The 17909-nt window shown below is 60.4% G+C and carries 16 protein-coding genes; 9 read left to right on the forward strand and 7 right to left on the reverse strand.

What is annotated here, in order from left to right; genetic code table 11:
- Positions 1-185: 185 nt before the first annotated feature.
- Positions 186-902 carry an SIMPL domain-containing protein gene (locus ACA051_RS04275; RefSeq protein WP_497308009.1) on the reverse strand — a complete coding sequence of 239 codons (717 nt, stop codon included), beginning with the start codon at positions 900-902 and terminating at the stop codon, positions 186-188.
- 368 nt (positions 903-1270) lie between these two features.
- On the opposite strand from ACA051_RS04275, the gene ACA051_RS04280 reads away from it, so the two are divergent.
- From ACA051_RS04280 to ACA051_RS04295, 4 genes are all read left to right on the forward strand, one after another.
- On the forward strand, positions 1271-2533 hold the full coding sequence (locus ACA051_RS04280) for an ATP-binding protein (protein WP_497308011.1): 1263 nt from the start codon (positions 1271-1273) through the stop codon (positions 2531-2533).
- Complete coding sequence (locus ACA051_RS04285) at positions 2526-3092, forward strand: response regulator transcription factor (RefSeq protein ID WP_497308013.1); 567 nt, start codon at positions 2526-2528, stop codon at positions 3090-3092. The genes ACA051_RS04280 and ACA051_RS04285 overlap by 8 nt, the downstream gene beginning before the upstream one ends.
- A 96-nt stretch (positions 3093-3188) precedes the next feature.
- The gene (locus ACA051_RS04290) at positions 3189-4916 is read left to right on the forward strand and encodes an ABC transporter ATP-binding protein/permease (protein ID WP_403101126.1); all 1728 of its coding nucleotides are present in this window, start codon (positions 3189-3191) and stop codon (positions 4914-4916) included.
- 150 nt (positions 4917-5066) lie between these two features.
- Positions 5067-5816, forward strand: a complete 750-nt coding sequence (locus ACA051_RS04295) for a FadR/GntR family transcriptional regulator (RefSeq protein ID WP_497373633.1) — start codon at positions 5067-5069, stop codon at positions 5814-5816.
- A gap of 157 nt (positions 5817-5973) precedes the next feature.
- On the opposite strand, the gene ACA051_RS04300 is transcribed toward ACA051_RS04295, so the two are convergent.
- Together ACA051_RS04300 and ACA051_RS04305 are read right to left on the reverse strand one after the other, a co-directional pair.
- Positions 5974-6165: a hypothetical protein gene (locus ACA051_RS04300; RefSeq protein ID WP_497308018.1), complete on the reverse strand. Its 192-nt coding sequence runs from the start codon at positions 6163-6165 to the stop codon at positions 5974-5976.
- 14 nt (positions 6166-6179) lie between these two features.
- A complete protein-coding gene (locus ACA051_RS04305) occupies positions 6180-7469 on the reverse strand; it encodes a phospholipase (protein WP_497373635.1) in 1290 nt (429 codons plus the stop codon).
- Positions 7470-7704: 235 nt separating this feature from the next.
- Between ACA051_RS04305 and kdgD the strand changes: the two genes are divergently transcribed.
- The 5 genes from kdgD (at position 7705) to ACA051_RS04330 (ending at position 14276) form a co-directional block, all read left to right on the forward strand.
- Positions 7705-8616, forward strand: a complete 912-nt coding sequence (gene kdgD / locus ACA051_RS04310) for a 5-dehydro-4-deoxyglucarate dehydratase (protein WP_046052865.1) — start codon at positions 7705-7707, stop codon at positions 8614-8616.
- A 58-nt stretch (positions 8617-8674) separates the two neighbouring features.
- Complete coding sequence (locus tag ACA051_RS04315; protein WP_497373637.1) at positions 8675-10120, forward strand: aldehyde dehydrogenase family protein; 1446 nt, start codon at positions 8675-8677, stop codon at positions 10118-10120.
- Between the two features lie 95 nt (positions 10121-10215).
- Positions 10216-11583 (forward strand): MFS transporter, encoded by a 1368-nt coding sequence (locus ACA051_RS04320; protein ID WP_010463380.1) that lies wholly within the window; start codon positions 10216-10218, stop codon positions 11581-11583.
- An 11-nt stretch (positions 11584-11594) separates the two neighbouring features.
- The gene (garD, locus tag ACA051_RS04325) at positions 11595-13148 is read left to right on the forward strand and encodes a galactarate dehydratase (protein ID WP_497373639.1); all 1554 of its coding nucleotides are present in this window, start codon (positions 11595-11597) and stop codon (positions 13146-13148) included.
- Positions 13149-13334: 186 nt separating this feature from the next.
- Complete coding sequence (locus ACA051_RS04330) at positions 13335-14276, forward strand: AEC family transporter (protein WP_497373641.1); 942 nt, start codon at positions 13335-13337, stop codon at positions 14274-14276.
- Positions 14277-14404: 128 nt separating this feature from the next.
- On the opposite strand, the gene ACA051_RS04335 is transcribed toward ACA051_RS04330, so the two are convergent.
- The 4 genes from ACA051_RS04335 to gatB all read right to left on the reverse strand — a co-directional run bounded on the left by ACA051_RS04335 (position 14405) and on the right by gatB (position 17901).
- On the reverse strand, positions 14405-14785 hold the full coding sequence (locus ACA051_RS04335) for a carboxymuconolactone decarboxylase family protein (RefSeq protein ID WP_497373643.1): 381 nt from the start codon (positions 14783-14785) through the stop codon (positions 14405-14407).
- Positions 14782-15840 (reverse strand): calcium/sodium antiporter, encoded by a 1059-nt coding sequence (locus ACA051_RS04340; RefSeq protein WP_497310537.1) that lies wholly within the window; start codon positions 15838-15840, stop codon positions 14782-14784. Before ACA051_RS04340 ends, ACA051_RS04335 begins: the two co-directional genes overlap by 4 nt.
- A gap of 50 nt (positions 15841-15890) precedes the next feature.
- On the reverse strand, positions 15891-16265 hold the full coding sequence (locus ACA051_RS04345) for a septal ring lytic transglycosylase RlpA family protein (protein ID WP_497373645.1): 375 nt from the start codon (positions 16263-16265) through the stop codon (positions 15891-15893).
- A gap of 190 nt (positions 16266-16455) precedes the next feature.
- Complete coding sequence (gene gatB, locus ACA051_RS04350; protein ID WP_497308032.1) at positions 16456-17901, reverse strand: Asp-tRNA(Asn)/Glu-tRNA(Gln) amidotransferase subunit GatB; 1446 nt, start codon at positions 17899-17901, stop codon at positions 16456-16458.
- Between the last annotated feature and the right edge of the window lie 8 nt (positions 17902-17909).

A 17909-nucleotide genomic window follows, 5' to 3' on the forward strand; every position in this document is an offset into this window, starting at 1 on the left:
CACAGGGGGCGAGTGTGTACATGGATTTTGTGTACGACTCTGATCCCATGTAGGAGTGAGCCTGCTCGCGATTACGGTGGATCAATCACCACAAAATCATCAGACAAACCTGCCGGCTTTCCGCCAGGCAACAAAAAACGGCGATCACTTCAGGTGACCGCCGTTTCTGTGTACGGGTTACCGAATCAAGGCATCAATACTTCAATCGCGCCATCCGCCGTCATGCTCACCTGACTCGTGCCGGCCTCAACCTCCGGCGTCACCGGCGCACCATCCATGCCGGCCGCTTTCATCATCATCGGCCCGCGCATGTACGGTTGTGGATAGCCGTTGCTGTTCAGGTTCAGGCTGACGATTTTGTAACCCCTGCCACCCAATGCGTCGGTTGCCAGTTGGGCGCGAGCCTTGAACGCGGTGACGGCTTCTTTCAGCAGCGCATCCTCGCTGGCCTTGCGGGTTGGCGTGGCGATGGCGAAGTCCATGCCACCCATTTTCAGGTCGGTCAGCAGTTCGCCGGTCAGCTTCGAGAGCGCGGCGAAGTCGGAGCTTTCCAGGCGCAGTTCGGCGCGTTCACGCCAGCCGGTGATTTTCTGGCCCTTGGTGTCGTAGATCGGGTAGCTGTTGCGGCTGCCTTGGCGCAGGGTGACTTCCTTGACCTGTTTGGCCTGGGCCAGCGCTTTGTTCATGGTGGTGCTGACGTCGGCGGCGAGTTTCGCCGGGTCGGTGTTTTGTTCTTCGGTATAGAGGGTCACGATCATCAGGTCGCGGGCCACTTCCTGGCTGACTTCGGCGCGCAGGGCGATCTGGTTGTAATGAAGCTCGTCGGCGGCCAGGGCCGGGAGGCTGGCGACGGTGCCAACGCTGAGGGCAAGAAGGGCGGCGCTGCGGCGGAAACTGTGCATGAAAACTCCTTGGACGGTGCGCAGGGGTTAGGTCCGAGCCTGCGTGAAACCATCAGACTCTAGCTTTAATGATCCGGTTCGCACAGTTACAACTTCTATACAGATATTCAGATGTCGGTGAATCCTGTGGCGAGGGAGCTTGCTCCCGCTGGACTGCGAAGCAGTCCCAAAACCTGCCACCGCGATTCATCAGGCAAAACGCGTCAGCCGAGTTGCGTCTGCTGCGCAGCCGAGCGGGAGCAAGCTCCCTCGCCACAGAGGAAGGATCAGGTCGGTAGACTGTGGCTGTTTGCCGCACTTTTGCCTGTCAGCCCCCGTGCTTGGTTATACTCCGTGCGATCCGCCTGGAGCGCTCATCAGGAGAGCTCATGCTCGCCCCCGTTCAAATCACTTCTGCCACTCGCCAGAACCTCTGGCGGCTGACGTTCATCCGCACTTTGGTGCTCGCCGCTCAAGCCGGTTCCGTGGGCCTGGCCTACTGGTTCGATCTGCTGCCGTTGCCGTGGGTGCAACTGGCGATGACCCTCGGCTGCTCGACGCTGCTGTGCGCGTTCACCGCGGTTCGCCTGCGCACCTCGTGGCCGGTCACCGAACTGGAATATGCCCTGCAACTGGCCTGCGATCTGTTTATCCACAGTGCCTTGCTGTATTTCTCCGGCGGCTCGACTAACCCGTTCGTCTCTTATTATCTGGTGCCGCTGACCATCGCTGCCGTGACATTGCCGTGGCGCTATTCGGTGATTCTGTCCGGTATCGCGTTGACGATGTACACCTTGCTGCTCGCGCGCTTTTATCCGCTGCAAACTTTCCCGATTGCCCGGGAAAACCTGCAGGTCTACGGCATGTGGCTGAGTTTCGCCCTCGCCGCAGCCGTCATCACCTTCTTCGCCGCCCGCATGGCCGAAGAGTTGCGACGTCAGGAAGAACTGCGCGCCATCCGTCGAGAAGAAGGCCTGCGCGACCAGCAGTTGCTGGCCGTTGCGACCCAGGCTGCCGGCGCCGCCCATGAACTGGGCACGCCGCTGGCGACCATGAGCGTGCTGCTCAAGGAAATGCGTCAGGACCATCCCGACCCGCTGTTGCAGGACGACCTGAGTGTGCTGCAGGATCAAGTCAAACTCTGCAAAGAAACCTTGCAGCAGCTGGTGCGCGCCGCCGAGGCCAATCGCCGCCTCGCGGTGGAGATGCAGGACGTCACCGACTGGCTTGACGAAGCGCTGAACCGCTGGCACTTGATGCGTCCGGAAGCCAGTTACCGCTTCCAGCGCCTGGGCCAAGGCACGGTGCCGCGCATGGCACCGCCACCGGACCTGACGCAAGCCCTGCTGAATTTGCTGAACAACGCCGCCGACGCGTGCCCCGAAGGGCTGCAGGTGACGCTGGACTGGAATGCCGAAGACCTGACCATCAGCATTCGCGACCACGGTGCCGGCGTGCCGTTGGCCATTGCCGAACAGATCGGCAAGCCGTTTTTTACCACCAAGGGCAAAGGTTTCGGCCTGGGCCTGTTTTTGAGCAAGGCCAGCGTGACACGCGCCGGCGGCTCAGTGAAACTCTACAGTCATGAGGAAGGCGGCACGCTCACCGAGCTGCGCCTGCCCCGTGTCGCCCGAGGAGACGAACATGAGTGACGAGATCCAAGTCGAAGGCGAAGGCGAAGAACTGCCGCATTTGCTGTTGGTAGACGACGACGCAACTTTTACCCGGGTGATGGCCCGCGCCATGGCCCGCCGTGGTTTTCGCGTCAGCACCGCCGGTTCCGCCGAAGAGGGCCTGGTCATCGCCCAGGCCGACATCCCGGATTACGCCGCGCTGGACCTGAAAATGGACGGCGACTCGGGCCTGGTGTTGCTGCCCAAACTGCTCGAACTCGACCCGGAAATGCGCGTGGTGATCCTCACCGGTTACTCGAGCATCGCCACCGCCGTCGAGGCAATCAAGCGCGGCGCCTGCAACTACCTGTGCAAACCGGCGGACGCCGACGACGTGCTGGCCGCGCTGCTCTCCGAGCACGCCGACCTCGACACCCTGGTGCCGGAAAACCCGATGTCGGTGGACCGCCTGCAGTGGGAACACATCCAGCGCGTACTGACCGAGCACGAAGGCAACATCTCCGCCACTGCCCGCGCCTTGGGCATGCATCGCCGCACGCTGCAGCGCAAACTGCAGAAGCGTCCTGTCCGCCGTTGAACGGACGCTCAACGATTATCGCCAGCCCTCGCGATAACCCGAACCGATCATCTATGATCGGTTCGTGTGTGTTCTTTTCTTTATCGAGCCTTTTCCATGAATCAGAACGCTGAGTACTCCGCGGTCAACGATGCTGTGCGCGGGCAGTTTTTTCGAAAAGTCTGGGCGATGATCACGCCTTACTGGCGCAGCGAGGAGAAGGTCAAGGCCTGGACGCTGCTGATCGCGGTGATTGCGTTATCGTTGATAAGCGTGGGGATCTCGGTGTGGTTCAACACCTGGTACAAGGATTTTTACAACGCGCTGCAGCAAAAAGACGAAGCGGCGTTCTGGCGGCTGATTCTGTATTTCTGCGGGATTGCGGCTGTGGCGATTGTCGGTGCCGTGTACCGGCTCTACCTGACCCAGATGCTGACCATTCGCTGGCGTGCCTGGCTCACGGAAAAGCATTTCGCCCGCTGGCTCGGCAACAAGAATTACTACCAGCTGGAGCAGGGCGGTTACACCGATAACCCGGACCAGCGGATTTCCGAAGACCTCAACAATTTCACCTCCAATACCCTGGAGTTGGGCATCGGTTTGCTTCGCAATATTGTCAGCCTGGTGTCGTTCTCGATCATTCTGTGGGGCGTGTCGGGCAGTATCGAAGTGTTTGGTTTTACCATTCCCGGCTACATGTTCTGGTGTGTGCTGGTGTATGCCGTGGTCGGCAGCTGGCTGACCCATTTGATCGGTCGCCGCTTGATCGGCCTCAACAACCAACAACAACGCTTCGAAGCCGACCTGCGTTTCTCCATGGTGCGGATTCGCGAAAATGCCGAGAGCATTGCGCTGTACAACGGCGAGCCCAATGAAAACCGTCGCTTGAGCAACCGCTTCGGGATGGTCTGGCACAATTTCTGGGACATCATGAAGGTGTCCAAGCGTCTGACGTTCTTTACCGCAGGTTACCAACAGGCAGCCATCATCTTTCCGTTCATCGTGGCTTCGCCGCGTTACTTGTCCGGCAAGATCGAACTCGGCGAGCTGATGCAAATCAGTTCGGCGTTCGGCAATGTGCAGGAGAGTTTCAGCTGGTTTATCAGTGCGTACCAGAACCTCGCGTCGTGGCGAGCCACTTGCGATCGTCTGCTGAGTTTCCGCCAGGCCATGACCGATAACGAAGAGCGTGCGCCGGCGATCGATGTGCAGAACTCGGGTACGGCATTGAAGGTGCACAACCTGGGCCTCGATCTGGCCGACGGTCGTCACTTGTTGACGAACGCCGACATGACCGTGGAGGAGGGCGAACGCGTCATGCTGAGCGGTCGCTCCGGCAGCGGCAAGTCGACCTTGCTGCGGGCGATGGGGCACCTGTGGCCGGCTGGCCACGGCAGCATTCGTCTGCCAGCGGCGCGCTACCTGTTCCTGCCGCAGAAACCGTATCTGCCGATTGGCACGTTGCGCGAGGCGTTGAGTTATCCACAGGCCGGCGAGACCTATCCGCACGAGCGGTATGTGCATGTGCTGGAGACTTGCCGCTTGCCGCACCTCGTTGCGCGCCTGGACGAAGCCAACCACTGGCAGCGCATGCTGTCGCCGGGTGAACAGCAACGACTGGCCTTCGCCCGTGCGCTGCTTTACGCACCGCAATGGCTGTACATGGATGAAGCGACGTCGGCAATGGATGAAGAGGATGAAGCGTCGCTGTATCAGGCGTTGATCGATGAAATTCCGGGGCTGAGCATTGTCAGCGTCGGGCATCGCAGCAGCCTGAAGCGTTTCCACCCACGGCATGTGCGCATTGAAAATGGTCATCTGGTGGACCAGACCGTGATCGCCTGAACACCGCAATCCGTGTGGGAGCGAGCTTTTGTGGCGAGGGGATAAATCCCCTCGCCACAGGTCGCTCCTACAAAAGTGGTGATGGTGATCGTACAACCCGCTTGAGCTATGATGCGGTTTCAGCCGCAATTTTCGAGACAGACGTTCACCATGGAAAACCCGATCGACGCACCACGCCTCCCTCGCAAGCGCCGCAGCCTCGCACAGGAATTGGTGACGGTGCTGTCCGAGCAGATCCGCGACGGTCGCCTCAAGCGCGGCGACAAATTGCCCACCGAGTCGGCAATCATGGATGCCCATGGCGTCAGCCGCACCGTGGTGCGCGAGGCGATTTCCCGTTTGCAGGCGGCTGGCCAGGTGGAAACCCGCCACGGCATCGGCACCTTTGTGCTCGACACCCCGAGCCCGAGCGGTTTCCGTATCGACCCGGCGACCGTGGTCACCCTGCGGGATGTGCTGGCGATCCTGGAACTGCGTATCAGCCTCGAAGTGGAATCCGCCGGCCTCGCCGCGCAACGCCGCAGCACGGAACAGCTGGCCTTGATGCGTGCCGCGCTGGACGCCCTGAATGAAAGTGCCGCACACGCCCGTGATGCCGTGGCCTCCGACTTCCAGTTCCACCTGCAAATCGCCCTCGCGACCGGTAACCGCTACTTCACCGACATCATGACCCACCTGGGCACCAGCATCATTCCACGCACCCGCCTCAACTCCGCGCGTCTCGCCCATGATGATCAGCAGCACTACATGAGTCGCCTGAGCCGCGAACACGAAGAGATTTACGACGCGATTGCGCGCCAGGATTCAGATGCGGCAAGGGCCGCGATGCGCTTGCATTTGACGAACAGTCGCGAGCGGCTGCGCCATGCGCATGAAGAGGCTGAGGCGCAGCGGGGGTAGGTTTCAGGCTGAAGGATTTGTTGCCAGACAAATCGCTTTCGCGAGCAAGCCCGCTCCCACACTTGACCTCGGCGGGTCACAAAAAATGTGTTCACCGAAGATCCAATGTGGGAGCGGGCTTGCTCGCGAAGAGGCCGGAAGCCCTGGCGCAGAGCCCTCAGCCGGTCGTCAGAATCGAACGATCCACCCGCACCGCCAATCCAGCCTTCGCAGATTTAACCTCGAACGTCACACGGCCCTGTTTATCCACAACCCCTCGAGCAATCGGCATGCCCTTGGACAACAACTCAAGCGGCGCTCCCTCCAGCGATTGCCCCGAAGCCAGTTCCAGTTTCAATTTGATAGTCATCATTGATCTCCTTATCAGGCCAGATTGCCAGTGGGTTTGTAGTCCTTGAGCAGCAAATAAGTGCTCCAGCCCCACCAGTCATCGACGGTGGCGGTGTCGTTCAGGTTGTTGACGTCCTTGCGCCGCAGCACCTTGCTGCCTTCAACCCGGAACAGCGGTGAAAAGTTGTTCGCCAGGTTCAGCACGGCTTGCAGGTCCGGGGTCTTTTTCAAGGCGCCGAAGTTGCCGGGTGCCGTGGCGGTACCGCTGAGATACGCCGCAAACACTTCGTCCGCCGACACCTGCACCGCCTGATTCACCTGGACGCGATTGGCGCTGTCGATGGCGTCGAAGTAGCGTTTGTCGCCATACCCAAGCCAGTGATCGCCGTTGCCGTTGCGCACATTGAGGCCGAACTTGCTGTCTTCGTCGTGCATGAAGCGGGTAATCAGCGAGCCCAGATCACTCGGTGTCACCACCGCGGCCAACTGTTTACGCGGTACTCGCAAATGGCCGGCAGAAAACAGGTCGGTCAGGTAGTGATCGGCAAACGCGTTCATGGCGTAGGCCAGTTCCAGCTGCTTTTCATCGTTGCTGCTGTGTGCCTTCACCGCTTGTTGCAGGGCTGCCGTGTGCCCGGCGATATAGGCGAGCAGCGCCCACTCGGCGAAGTGATCGGCATTATTGGCGGCCAGTTTCAAATAGCGTCCCAACGGAAACAGCGCCGAGACGAAACTGCCGCCGCCGGTGATTTTGTTCCACTCTTCGGACAACGTATCTCCCAGGGCGTCATACGCTTCATGCGGCTGTTTACCGTCCTTGATCGCCTGTTTAACGGCGGCGATTTCCTTCTGCATGACGCCGAGGATCAGCTTGGCTTCGGCATTGGATGCCGGCAGCACCGCCAGCGAGTTGAAGGCATTGGTAAACCGCTGGATGCGATCGGCAGCGTTGGCACCTTCGCTGACCGGTTGATCGGGAATGCCATAAAAGTCACCGCCCAGGGCGACGACCTGACCGTAAGTCAGCGCCAGTCCGTTTGGTAGATGCAGCGCTACCTGCGAGGCGGGTACAGCGGGCGCGTCCTTGATGAAACGCAGCAACGTGCCATCTCCGATGGCGGTGTGCTCGCCGCCCTCGAACCTTAGTTGTGGCTTGCCTTTCAAGGCTTTGCCGGAGGGTTGAGGGGCGTCGTGGTGTTCAGCGAGATGCAACATCAGAGAATCGCTGTCGTTGATGACAATGCCTTTCACGGTAAAAAGCTCATCAAGATTAGCGATGACCTGCTTGGGTTTTTCCTGCGGTTGAGTCTGTAGACCTGACATTTCTGGCTCCTTGATATGTCGTCGGTATGATTCAAGATGGCTGTATGTATATACAGCCAATCAGAGCTTAGGTGAGAAACTTCCTACGTCAAGAAAATACCTTTCCGACACAAATTCCAGCCACACCGATGAAATGCAGTTGACGGTTATTATATAAGTTGTACGATGACATACAACTCGGCCGAAGGCTGAACGCTGTTCTCACACATATGTCGCTACCCAGGGTGTTCGAATAATGAATCCACAAGAACTGAAGTCCATCCTTTCTTCCGGCCTGCTGTCTTTCCCGGTCACCGATTTCAATGCTCAGGGCGACTTCCATCGCGCGGGCTACATCAAGCGTCTCGAATGGCTGGCCCCATACGGCGCCACGGCGTTGTTTGCCGCAGGCGGCACCGGTGAGTTCTTCTCTTTGGCGGCCAGCGAATATTCGGAAATCATCAAGACAGCCGTCGACACCTGCGAAACCAGCGTGCCGATTCTGGCCGGTGTGGGCGGTTCCACTCGTCAAGCCATCGAATACGCACAGGAAGCCGAGCGTCTGGGCGCGAAAGGTTTGTTGTTGCTGCCGCACTACCTGACCGAAGCCAGCCAGGACGGGGTTGCTGCCCACGTTGAAGCCGTATGCAAATCGGTGAAAATCGGCGTGGTGGTTTACAACCGCAACGTCTGCCGCCTGACCGCGCCGTTGCTGGAACGCCTGGCCGAGCGCTGCCCGAACCTGATCGGCTACAAGGATGGCCTGGGCGATATCGAGTTGATGGTGTCGATCCGTCGCCGCCTCGGTGATCGCTTCAGCTACCTTGGCGGTTTGCCGACCGCTGAAGTGTACGCCGCAGCCTACAAGGCACTGGGCGTGCCGGTTTACTCCTCGGCGGTGTTCAACTTCATCCCGAAAACCGCGATGGATTTCTATCACGCCATTGCCCGCGAAGATCACGCCACCGTTGGCAAGATCATCGACGACTTCTTCCTGCCGTACCTGGACATCCGTAACCGCAAAGCCGGTTACGCGGTGAGCATCGTCAAGGCCGGGGCAAAAATTGCCGGCTATGACGCAGGTCCTGTGCGTGCACCGCTGACCGATCTGCTGCCAGAAGAGTACGAAGCTCTGGCCGCGCTGATCGACAAGCAAGGTGCGCAGTAACACACCCGATTAATAAGGCCGCGGAGCAATCAGCGGCCTTTTGCGTGAGGAGATTGTTGTGGCTGATACAAAGCGTTTCGATAACTACATCAACGGTGAATGGGTCGCGGGCAGCGATTACTGCGCCAACATCAACCCGTCCGAACTGACCGACACCATCGGCGACTACGCCAAGGCTGACCTCGCTCAGGTCCACGCCGCCATCGACGCCGCGCGCGCCGCGTTCCCGGCCTGGTCCACGTCGGGTATTCAGGCTCGTCACGATTCGCTGGATAAAGTCGGTACCGAAATCCTCGCCCGCCGCGAAGAGCTCGGCACCTTGCTGGCCCGGGAAGAGGGCAAGACCCTGCCCGAAGCCATCGGCGAAGTGACCCGCGCCGGCAACATCTTCAAGTTTTTCGCCGGTGAGTGCCTGCGCCTGTCCGGCGACTACTTGCCGTCGGTGCGCCCGGGTGTGAACGTCGAAGTCACTCGCGAAGCATTGGGCGTCGTGGGCCTGATCACGCCGTGGAACTTCCCGATCGCCATCCCTGCGTGGAAAATCGCCCCAGCCCTGGCCTACGGCAACTGCGTCGTGCTGAAACCGGCCGATCTGGTGCCGGGCTGCGCCTGGGCGCTGGCGGAAATCATCGCCCGCGCAGGCTTCCCGGCCGGCGTCTTCAACCTGGTGATGGGCAGCGGTCGCGTGGTTGGCGATGCGCTGGTGCAGAGCCCGAAAGTCGACGGCATCAGCTTCACTGGTTCGGTCGGTGTCGGTCGTCAGATCGCCGTCAGCTGCGTGTCGCGTCAGGCCAAGGTTCAGCTGGAAATGGGTGGCAAGAACCCGCAGATCATTCTCGACGATGCCGACCTGAAACAAGCGGTCGAGCTGTCGGTGCAGAGCGCGTTCTACTCCACCGGTCAGCGTTGCACGGCGTCGAGCCGCTTCATCGTCACCGCCGGGATTCACGACAAGTTCGTCGAAGCCGTGGCCGAGCGCATGAAGTCGATCAAGGTTGGTCACGCGTTGAAAACCGGCACCGACATTGGCCCGGTCGTCTCGCAAGCGCAGCTTGAACAGGACTTGAAGTACATCGACATCGGCCAGTCCGAAGGTGCGCGTCTGGTCAGCGGCGGCGGTCTGGTGACCTGCGATACCGAAGGCTACTACCTCGCGCCAACGCTGTTTGCCGACAGCGAAGCCGCGATGCGCATCAGCCGTGAGGAAATCTTCGGACCGGTCGCCAACGTGGTTCGCGTAGCGGATTACGACGCCGCGCTGGCCATGGCCAACGACACCGAATTCGGTCTGTCGGCAGGCATTGCCACCACGTCGCTGAAGTACGCCAACCACTTCAAGCGCCACTCCCAGGCCGGGATGGTGATGGTCAACCTGCCGACGGCGGGCGTGGATTACCACGTTCCATTCGGTGGGCGTAAAGGTTCATCCTATGGTTCCCGCGAGCAAGGTCGCTACGCGCAAGAGTTCTACACGGTCGTGAAGACCAGCTACATCGGCTCCTGATACACCGCAATACCTGTGGGACCCGACAGGCCAGCTTCCACAGAAAAACCAAAGATTCACCCGCGCATAAAAATAATCAGTGGGAGTACATCTACATGCAAGCGACCAAGCCGACTCACGTCCGCTATTTGATTTTGCTCATGCTTTTCCTGGTGACCACGATCAACTACGCCGACCGGGCCACTATCGCCATCGCGGGCTCCAGCCTGCAAAAAGACCTCGGCATCGACGCGGTCACCCTCGGTTACATCTTCTCTGCATTCGGTTGGGCTTACGTGGCCGGGCAAATTCCCGGTGGCTGGCTGCTGGACCGTTTTGGCTCGAAAAAAATCTACGCATTAAGCATCTTCACCTGGTCGCTGTTCACCGTGCTGCAGGGTTATGTCGGTGAGTTCGGCATGTCCACGGCGGTGGTTGCGCTCTTCATGCTGCGCTTTCTGGTGGGCCTGGCCGAAGCGCCATCCTTCCCTGGCAATGCACGCATTGTCGCGGCCTGGTTCCCGACGGCTGAACGCGGCACTGCCTCGGCGATCTTCAACTCGGCGCAGTACTTTGCCACCGTGTTGTTTGCACCACTGATGGGCTGGATCGTCTACAGCTTCGGCTGGCAGCACGTGTTCATCGTCATGGGCGTGATCGGTATCATATTCTCGGGTATCTGGCTGAAGGTGATTTACAGCCCGCGCCAGCATCCGATGATCAACGACGCCGAGTTCAAGCACATCGCCGACAACGGCGGCATGGTCGACATGGATCAGGACAAAGGCAAGGGCAAAAAGGGCGACGGTCCGAAGTGGGACTACATCCGCCAGTTGCTGACCAACCGCATGATGCTCGGTGTGTATCTGGGCCAGTACTGCATCAACGGCATCACCTACTTCTTCCTGACCTGGTTCCCGGTGTACCTGGTGCAGGAACGCGGCATGACCATCCTCAAGGCCGGCTTCATTGCCTCGTTGCCGGCCATCTGCGGGTTTATCGGGGGTGTGCTCGGCGGGGTGATTTCTGACTACCTGCTGCGCAAGGGCCACTCCCTGACCTTCGCCCGCAAGGCGCCGATCATTGCCGGTTTGCTGGTCTCCAGCAGCATCGTGGCCTGCAACTATGTCGATGTTGAGTGGATGGTCGTCGGCTTCATGGCGTTGGCATTCTTCGGTAAAGGCGTGGGTGCGTTGGGTTGGGCCGTGGTGTCCGACACCTCGCCAAAACAGATCGCCGGTCTCAGCGGCGGCCTGTTCAACACCTTCGGCAACATCGCTTCGATCACCACCCCGATCGTGATCGGCTACATCATCAGCTCCACCGGTTCGTTCAAATGGGCGCTGGTGTTTGTCGGTTGCAACGCACTGGTCGCGGTGTTCAGCTACCTGGTGATCGTCGGTCCGATCAAGCGTGTGGTGCTCAAAGAGCCGCCCGTCAGCGGTCCTGAAACCAATAACAAATTGTCTCAAGCGCATTCCTGAGGAGCGGCGTCATGCAGTTGATTGAACATTCCGACTCGCCGCGCTACATCCGCCTGCACGAGCGGGACAACGTCGTGATCGTGGTCAACGACCAGGGCGTACCGGCCGGCACCGAGTTTCCCGATGGCCTGGTGACGGTGGACTTCGTGCCGCAGAGCCATAAAGTCACCCTCGAGGATATTCCCGAGGGCGGCCAGGTGATTCGTTACGGCCAGACCATTGGCTACGCGTTGCAGCCGATTTCACGCGGCAGCTGGGTCAAGGAAGATCAACTGCGCATGCCCACCGCACCACCGCTGGACAGCTTGCCGCTGTCCACCGAAGTGCCGGCCGCGCAGGCACCGCTGGAAGGCTTCACGTTCGAGGGTTATCGCAACGCCGACGGCACCGTCGGCACGCGCAACATTCTCGGGATTACCACGACCGTTCAGTGCGTTACCGGCGTGCTGGACCATGCGGTCAAGCGCATCAAGGATGAATTGCTGCCCAAGTATCCGCACGTCGATGACGTGGTGGCGCTGACCCATAGCTACGGCTGTGGCGTGGCGATAACCGCCACCGACGCCTACATCCCGATCCGCACCGTGCGTAACCTGGCGCGTAACCCGAACCTGGGTGGCGAAGCCTTGGTCATCAGCCTGGGCTGCGAGAAATTGCAGGCCGGGCAGGTGATGCACGAGAACGACAGTTCGGTGGATTTGAGCGATCCGTGGCTGTACCGCTTGCAGGATTCGAGTCACGGTTTCACCGAGATGATCGAACAGATCATGGCGCTGGCCGAGACCCGTTTGAAGAAGCTTGATCAGCGTCGCCGGGAAACCGTGCCGGCGTCCGAGCTGATTCTGGGCATGCAGTGCGGCGGCAGCGATGCGTTTTCCGGCATCACCGCCAACCCCGCGCTGGGTTATGCCTCGGACCTGTTGCTGCGGGCTGGCGCGACGGTGATGTTTTCCGAAGTCACCGAAGTGCGCGACGCGATTTACCTGCTGACTTCCCGCGCGGAGACTGAGGAAGTTGCTCAGGAACTGGTGCGGGAAATGGACTGGTACGACCGTTACCTGGCCAAGGGTGAAGCGGATCGCAGCGCCAACACCACGCCGGGCAACAAGAAGGGCGGGTTGTCGAACATTGTCGAGAAGTCCTTGGGCTCGATCGTCAAATCCGGCAGCAGCGCGATCAACGGCGTGCTGGGCCCTGGCGAGCGTTTCAAGCGCAAAGGGCTGATTTTCTGCGCGACCCCGGCCAGTGATTTTGTCTGCGGGACGTTGCAGTTGGCGGCGGGGATGAACCTGCATGTGTTCACTACCGGGCGTGGCACACCATATGGTTTGGCGATGGCGCCGGTGGTGAAGGTGTCGACCCGGACCGAGCTGGCGCAGCGTTGGCCAGACTTGATCGACATCGATGCCGGGCGGATTGCGACCGGACGCGCTTCGATCGAAGACCTCGGCTGGGAGTTGTTTCACTACTACTTGGACGTGGCCAGCGGCACGAAGCAGACTTGGGCCGAGCAGCATAAGCTGCATAACGACATCACCCTGTTCAACCCGGCGCCGATTACTTAAGACTGTGGCGAGGGAGCTTGCTCCCGCTGAGTCGCGAAGCGGCCCCAAAAAAGGGGACTGCTACGCAGTCCAGCGGGAGCAAGCTCCCTCGCCACAGGTGAGTCATCGCCTGCTCGTCCAGACGCCGGGGGACCTGGTGGCTTATCATTAGCCCCCTAACGACGCTCACCCAAGGTTATCCCCGGCATGCTGGCAATTTTCCTCGAAACCCTGAACATCACCGCGCCGGTGTTTGCCATGCTGTTTCTGGGGGTGCTGCTCAAGCGCATCGACTGGATCAACGACAACTTCATCCACACTGCGTCGGCCCTGGTGTTCAACGTCACCATGCCGGCGTTGCTGTTTCTGGGCATCCTGCATGCCGACCTGCACGCCGCGTTGCAACCGGCGCTGCTCATCTACTTCTCGCTCGCCACCCTGGCGAGTTTCGCCATCGCCTGGGGCTGGGCGATCTGGAAGTGCCCACGGGAAGACCGGGGGATTTACACCCAAGGCGCCTTTCGCGGTAACAACGGGGTCATCGGGCTGGCGCTGGCGGCGAGCATGTACGGCGACTACGGGATTTCCCTCGGGGCAATTCTCGCGGCGTTGGTGATCCTGCTCTACAACACGCTCTCGACGATTGTGCTGGCGGTGTACAGCCCCGTGATCAAGTCCGACCCCTGGAGCATCTGCAAAAGCGTGATGGTCAATCCACTGATCATCAGCGTGTTTGCGGCGGCACCGTTTGCCTACTTCAAGATCAGCTTGCCGGGATGGCTGGAGACGTCCGGCCAATACCTGGCGCAAACCACCTTGCCGTTGGCGTTGATCTGCATTGGCGGCACGCTGTCGCTGGCGGCATTGCGCAAAAGCGGCAACATGGCGCTCAGCTCAAGCCTGGTGAAGATGATCGGCCTGCCGGTTCTGGCGACACTGGGTGCATGGCTCTGGGGCTTTCGTGGTGCGGAGTTGGGGATTTTGTTCCTGTACTTCGGCAGCCCGACCGCCGCGGCCAGTTTTGTCATGGCCCGTCAGGCCAATGGCAATCATGAACTGGCGGCAGCGATCATCGTGATCACCACGTTGATGGCGGCGGTGACCACCAATGTCGGGATCTTCTTGTTGCAGTGGGGCGGGTGGATCTAGCTTCGGGATTTTCGCTGGTGTCCAGGGCCTCTTCGCGGGCAAGCCTCGCTCCTACGGAGTTCACCGAACCTGTTGGAGCGAGGCTTGCCCGCGAAGGCGCCAGTCCTGTCACCACAACTTTTGAAGAGTCACTCAGGCTTCTGATAGCTGTCGATCACTTCTTGCGCCGCCCGAAACGCATCAATCGCCGCCGGCACACCGGCGTACACCGCGCAATGCAGCAGCGCCTCGCGGATCTCTTCCACGGTGCAGCCGTTGTTCAACGCACCGCGCACGTGCCCCTTCAATTCCTGCGGGCACTTCAATGCGGTCAGGGCGGCGAGGGTGATCAGACTGCGGGTTTTCAGCGGCAGACCTTCGCGGTTCCACACGGCGCCCCAGGCGTGTTCATTGACGAAGTCCTGCAGCGGCTGGGTGAAGTCGGTGGCATTGCCCAATGCGCGGTCGACGAACGCATCGCCCATCACTTGGCGGCGGACTTCAACGCCAGGCTTTTTATGGTCGGTCATGGCATTTCCCTCTTGTGGTGTTGGCGACGCCAGGCGCGTAGCGACGTGAACAGCAGAAACGCCACCAGCGCCGGCAGGACGTAAAACAGCATCAGGTGTTCAAGCTTGCCGGCCAGGGGCATGCCGGTGGTGAACGACACCACGTGCAGACCGTAAGCCAGGTACAAGCCCAGAAACAGCAGGCCTTCGGCGCGGGTCACCCGGTAACCGGTGTAGAAAAGCGGCAGACACAACACCGCGACACCGAGCATCACTGGCAGGTCGAAATCCAGGGCGTTGGGCGAGACCGACAGCGGCGAGGGGGCGACGAGCGCAGTCAGACCGAGCACACCCAGGAGGTTGAACAGGTTGCTGCCGATCACGTTGCCCACGGCAATGTCCCGTTGACCGCGCAAGGCGGCGATCAATGAGGTGGCCAGTTCCGGCAGGGACGTGCTGATGGCGACGATGGTCAGGCCGATGACCCGCTCCGACAACCCCAGATCAGTCGCGACCGCCACGGCGGCTCCCAGCAATAAATGGCCGGCATAGACCAGCATCGCCAGTCCGGCGACGATCATCAGCACGCTGCTGAACCACGGTGCCCGGGGTGTTCCGTCATGGGAGGGTGGACGGGCCGAGTGCTGCGACTGACGCAGCAGCAAACCCAGATACAGCGCCAGGGCGGCCAGCAGAATCATGCCGTCCACGCGGTTCAGCTCTTCATTCCACGCCAGTAAAAACACCAGCAGGCTGGCGCCGATCATCAGCGGAATATCCAGGCGTACCAGTTGCCGCGAAACCCGCAGTGGAATGATCAGCGCCGAAAGCCCGAGGGTGACGAGGATGTTGAAGATGCTGCTGCCGATCACGCTGCCGACGGCGATATCGGCGTTTTGCGCCAGGGTGGCTTGCAGGCTGACGGCCATTTGCGGCGCGCTGCTGCCCAGGGCGACGATGGTCAGGCCGATGATCAGCGGCCGCACCTGCAAGCGCGCCGCCAGGCGCACGGCGCCACGGACCATCAGCTCGGCGCCGGCGATCAGCAACAGCAGGCCACCGAGCAACTCGATCAGGCTGATCAGGGGTAAATCGGCAAGTCCGAAAATGGTCGGGGCTCCGTCAGTTAATCGTCGATGGCTTGCACGCGAACCCGTGCAGTGCCGCTACGGAGCATACCCAGTTGTTCGGCGGCCTCGCGTGAAAGATCAATCAGGCGACCACGGGTGTGCGGCCCGCGGTCGTTGATCCGGACCACGCAGGACTTGTCGTTATTCAGATTGGTGACCATCACCCGCGTGCCGAATGGCAACTGGCGATGGGCGGCAGTCAGGGAACTCATGTTGAAACGCTCGCCGCTGGCGGTGCGTTTACCGTGGTGTTTGGCGCCGTAATACGAAGCTACGCCGGTCTTGTCGTAGCCGTGTGGATCGATGGCATCGTTGCTGGCGCAACCGGCCAGCAGAGAGAGCAGGGCGCAAGCACCTAGTAGACGCTTCATTTGAAAGCTTCCCAAAATAAATGTGGCGAGGGAGCTTGCTCCCGCTCGGCCGCGAAGCGGTCGCAAATCGTTTGATGCATTCTTACTGAAAGAATGCGGTTACCGATTTGGGTCTGCTTCTCAGACCAGCGGGAGCAAGCTCCCTCGCCACAGGGAATTGAGCCAGTAGTTAGAGCTGGCTCCATTCCGGTCAGCCTTCGAGCTTGCTTTTCAGCAGTTCGTTGACCTGTTGCGGGTTGGCCTTGCCTTTGGAGGCTTTCATGGCCTGACCGACGAAGAAGCCGAACATCTTGCCGCGTTTGGCTTCGTCTGCCGCGCGGTATTGCTCGACCTGCTCGGCGTTGGCCGCGAGCATTTCGTCCAGCACCGCCGAGATCGCGCCGCTGTCGGTCACTTGTTTCAGGCCACGCTTGTCGATGATCTCGTCCGCGCTGCCTTCGCCGTTCGCCATCGCTTCAAACACCACCTTGGCGATTTTGCCGGAGATGGTGTTGTCCTTGATGCGCAGCAGCATGCCGCCCAGTTGCTCGGCCGAGACCGGTGACTGGTCGATTTCCACGCCTTGCTTGTTCAGCAGGCTGCCCAGTTCGACCATGACCCAGTTGGCCGCCAGCTTGGCGTCGCCGCTGATGCTCACGACTTGCTCGAAGTAATCGGCTTGCTCGCGGCTGGTGGCCAGGACGCTGGCGTCGTAGACCGACAGACCGAACTGCGCCTGGAAGCGCTCGCGTTTCTGCGGTGGCAATTCCGGCAGCGTGGCACGCACGTCGTCGAGGAACGAGTTCTCGATGACCACCGGCAGCAGGTCCGGATCGGGGAAGTAACGGTAGTCGTTGGCTTCCTCTTTACTGCGCATCGGACGGGTTTCGTCCTTGTTCGGATCGTACAGGCGGGTCTGCTGGATCACTTTGCCGCCGTCTTCGATCAGCTCGATCTGACGCTGCACTTCGCTGTTGATCGCCTTCTCGATGAAGCGGAACGAGTTGACGTTCTTGATCTCGCAACGAGTGCCGAATTCAACCTGGCCCTTCGGACGGATCGACACGTTGCAGTCGCAACGCAGCGAGCCTTCGGCCATGTTGCCGTCGCAGATGCCCAAGTAACGCACCAGCGCGTGGACAGTCTTGACGTAGGCCACGGCTTCCTTGGCGCTGCGCATGTCAGGCTCGGAGACGATTTCCAGCAGCGGCGTGCCGGCACGGTTCAGGTCGATGCCGGTGGCACCGTTGAACTCTTCGTGCAGGCTTTTGCCGGCGTCTTCTTCCAGGTGCGCACGGGTGACGCCGACACGTTTGATCGTGCCGTCTTCCATGGCGATGTCCAGGTGGCCCTTGCCGACGATCGGCAATTCCATTTGGCTGATCTGGTAGCCCTTGGGCAGGTCCGGGTAGAAATAGTTTTTACGGGCGAACACGTTGTGCTGGCCGATCTCGGCATCGATGGCCAGGCCGAACATCACGGCCATGCGCACGGCTTCCTGGTTCAGCACCGGCAGTACGCCAGGCATGCCGAGGTCAACCAGGCTGGCCTGGGTGTTCGGCTCGGAACCGAACGTGGTGGAGCTACCGGAAAAGATTTTCGACCGGGTGGTGAGCTGGGTATGAATCTCCAGCCCGATCACGACTTCCCATTGCATGTGTTTCT

It is taken from the genome of Pseudomonas sp. LBUM1669 (assembly GCF_059695705.1).